This window comes from Kitasatospora sp. MBT63, assembly GCF_000710465.2.
In the GTDB taxonomy this organism is placed as follows: domain Bacteria; phylum Actinomycetota; class Actinomycetes; order Streptomycetales; family Streptomycetaceae; genus Kitasatospora.
Genome location: NZ_JAIZ01000484.1, coordinates 1 through 3,099 on the forward strand (window position 1 = coordinate 1; position 3,099 = coordinate 3,099).

A 3,099-nucleotide genomic window follows, 5' to 3' on the forward strand; every position below is an offset into this window, starting at 1 on the left:
CGCGGGCCGGGGGTGGGGGCACCCGGACGCGGCGCGGAGGCGCCGGCGGCGGGCTGGGGCGCCGCGGGCTTCCGCGGGCCAGGCTTGGCGGACGCGCCACCGGACGGCGGCGTCGCTCCCAGAGCATCAGTCAACTTGCGCACGACCGGCGCCTCGATCGTCGAGGACGCCGAACGGACGAACTCACCGAGCTCGGTGAGCTTGGCCATCACGGCCTTGCTCTCCAAGCCAAGTTCCTTGGCGAGCTCGTATACCCGGACCTTAGCCACTTCACTCCTGTCTATGAGTCCGGGGTGGTCGTCCGCCGGACTGTCGCTACTTCATGGGCGTACTCATCGCGTACTCATCGAGTGCTCATCGCAATCTCGACCTACTTCCATCTCGCGAGGTACCTGACGTGACGCACGGCGTGCCGCCGCCGTGCGCTGTGTGCGTCCTGCTGGTGATCTGTCTTCTCAAGGCGTCGGCGAACCGCCCGCCCGGTCCTCGACACAGGCCCGCAGTGCGTCGGTGTCGAGCGAACCCTGGAGCCGGAAGGCCCTGGGGAACGCCCGGCGGCGTACCGCGAGGTCGAGGCAGCCCGGCTCGGGGTGCAGATGCGCACCCCGGCCCGGCAGTGTGCCGCGCGGATCGGGGACGCACACGCCCTCGATCGCAACGACACGCAACAGCTCGTGCTTGGCCGCTCGCTTGCGGCAGCCCACGCAGGTGCGTTCCGGGCATGCTCGGACAGGCGTCCGGCCAGACAGAATCAAGTCTACCCCTCCGAAGGGACATGACGCCGCCCCGCCAACCGGCGGTGGGGGCTGAGGTGCTGAACCGCGGGCGGCAGGGGGCTATTCCCGGCCGTCCTCGGCGGGCACCTCGGTGTCCGGACGGATGTCGATCCGCCAGCCGGTCAGGCGGGCGGCCAGGCGGGCGTTCTGCCCTTCCTTGCCGATCGCCAGCGACAGCTGGTAGTCCGGCACGATCACCCGGGCGGAGCGCTGGGCCAGGTCCACGATCTCCACCTTGGTCACCCGTGCGGGGGACAGCGCGGCGGCGACCATCTCGGCCGGGTCCTCGGACCAGTCCACGATGTCGATCTTCTCGCCGTGCAGCTCGGCCATCACGTTGCGCACCCGGCCGCCCATCGGGCCGATGCAGGCGCCCTTGGCGTTCAGGCCGGCCCGGCGGGACCAGACCGCGATCTTGGTGCGGTGGCCGGCCTCGCGGGCGATCGCCGCGATCTCCACCGAACCGTCGGCGATCTCCGGCACCTCCAGCGCGAACAGCCGCTTCACCAGGCTCGGGTGGGTCCGCGACAGGGTCACGGACGGGCCGCGGACACCGCGGCGCACGCCCACCACGTAGCACTTCAGCCGGGTGCCGTGCCGGTAGTCCTCACCGGGGACCTGCTCCTGCGGGGGCAGGATGGCCTCCAGCTTGCCGATGTCGACCAGGATGTTCTTGGGGTCGTTGCCCTGCTGGACGACACCGGTGACGATGTCGCCCTCCTTGCCCGCGTACTCGCCGAAGGTCTGGTCGTCCGCGGCGTCGCGCAGCCGCTGCAGGATCACCTGCTTGGCGGTGGACGCGGCGATCCGGCCGAAACCGCTCGGGGTGTCGTCGAACTCCTTCGGCTCCACGCCCTCGTCCAGCTCCGCCGGGTCCTCCAGCGCCCACACGGTCACGTGCCCGGTCTTGCGGTTCAGCTCGACCCGCGCCCGGCGGCGGGAGCCCTCGGTGCGGTGGTACGCGATGAGAAGCGCCGACTCGATCGACTCGACCAGCAGGTCGAACGGAACGCCCTTCTCGGTAACCAGCCCACGCAGGGCGCTCATGTCGATGTCCACGGCTACGCCTCCTCTTCACTCATCAGGTTCACGGTGCGATCCGACCGGTGACTACCGGTCCGCACCCTCGTCCGCCCCCTCGGAGGCGTCGTCCACGAAGTCCTCGTCGTCGGCGTCGTCGTCGCCGACCAGGTCGGGGGCCGCGTCCAGCAGCTCCTCGTCCTTGCGGTTGAACTCGACCTGGACCCGGGCCCGGTCGATCTCGGCCCAGGCCAGGCGGCGCTCCTTGGGGCGGCCGCGGCCCTTGACCGGCTGCACCTCGACCAGCACGCCGTCCTCGTCGCTCTCCAGCACCCGGGCGACGATCTCCTTGCCGTCCGCCAGGTGCACCTTGGCCAGCCGGCCCTCGGCCCGGCGCCAGTGGCGGGGCTCGTGGAGCGGGCGCTCGGCACCCGGGGAGCCGACCTCCAGCAGGTAGGGCGTCTCGCCCATCAGGTCGGAGTCGTCCAGCACCCGGCCCACCTCGCGGCTGAACTCGGCGATGGTGTCGAGGTCGACGCCACCGTCGGCGTCCACGTCGATCTGCACCTGGCGGCGGCTGCCGGCCTGGGTGACGACGACGGCTTCGAGATCGAGCCCGGCCTCCGTGGCCAGGGGCTCCAGCAGCGCGCGCAACCGGTCGGTCTGGGTGGTGCTCATCCGAATGACTCCTCGGGCGCGTCTGCTGTTGTCGTAGGTGCTAACCGAGAGCAGAGCCTATCGGGCCGACCCCCGAAACGCCGATTCCGACCTGGCCGTGGGCCACTCGGCCGACCCCGCTGCGAGGAAGGTCACAGTGGACGGATAGCGTCCATCCGGGCTCGGAGTCGTGAGGGTCCGGTAATGATTCACGCAGCAGGGGGGCGCCAGGGCTCCCGCTCGACCCGACGGGAGCCCACCCGATGCCGTCCCCCACCCGCCGGACGTTCCTCGTCCTCGGCGCGCTCTCGGGCGCCGCCGTCCTCAGCGGATGCACCGGCGAGCACGAGGGCGGCCACCCGGACGGGCAGCGGCCCGACCAGGACCTGCCCCTGCGCACCAAGGCGGTGGCCGCCACCGACGCGCTGCTGGCCGGGTACGACGCGGTGCTCGCCGGGGCCGCCGCCGGCGCCCAGGGGGCGCTGCTGCGGCAGCTGCGCGAGGAGGTCGCCCAGCACCGGGCCGCCCTCGCCCAGGGCCTCCCCGCCCAGCCCTCCGGCTCCGCACAGGCCACCGGGTCCGCCTCGCCCGCCACCACGGCCACCACCCCGGCCGCCTCCGCCGGCGGCGCCGTCACCACGGTGGC

General features: G+C 72.3%; 5 protein-coding genes. 1 reads left to right on the forward strand and 4 read right to left on the reverse strand.

Annotated features, from left to right (window positions below):
- The 4 genes from AA75_RS26255 to rimP form a co-directional block, all read right to left on the reverse strand.
- A partial coding sequence (locus tag AA75_RS26255) for a translation initiation factor IF-2 N-terminal domain-containing protein (protein ID WP_033822731.1) occupies positions 1-269 on the reverse strand: 269 nt, incomplete at its 3' end.
- A gap of 186 nt (positions 270-455) precedes the next feature.
- Positions 456-749, reverse strand: a complete 294-nt coding sequence (locus tag AA75_RS26260) for a YlxR family protein (protein ID WP_082526840.1) — start codon at positions 747-749, stop codon at positions 456-458.
- Between the two features lie 87 nt (positions 750-836).
- The gene (gene nusA / locus AA75_RS26265) at positions 837-1,835 is read right to left on the reverse strand and encodes a transcription termination factor NusA (protein ID WP_033822733.1); all 999 of its coding nucleotides are present in this window, start codon (positions 1,833-1,835) and stop codon (positions 837-839) included.
- 51 nt (positions 1,836-1,886) lie between these two features.
- Entirely contained in the window at positions 1,887-2,474 is a 588-nt protein-coding gene (rimP, locus tag AA75_RS26270) for a ribosome maturation factor RimP (protein WP_033822734.1), read from the reverse strand.
- Positions 2,475-2,716: 242 nt separating this feature from the next.
- On the opposite strand from rimP, the gene AA75_RS49790 reads away from it, so the two are divergent.
- On the forward strand, positions 2,717-3,099 hold a 383-nt coding region (locus tag AA75_RS49790; protein ID WP_051813396.1), incomplete at its 3' end, for a hypothetical protein.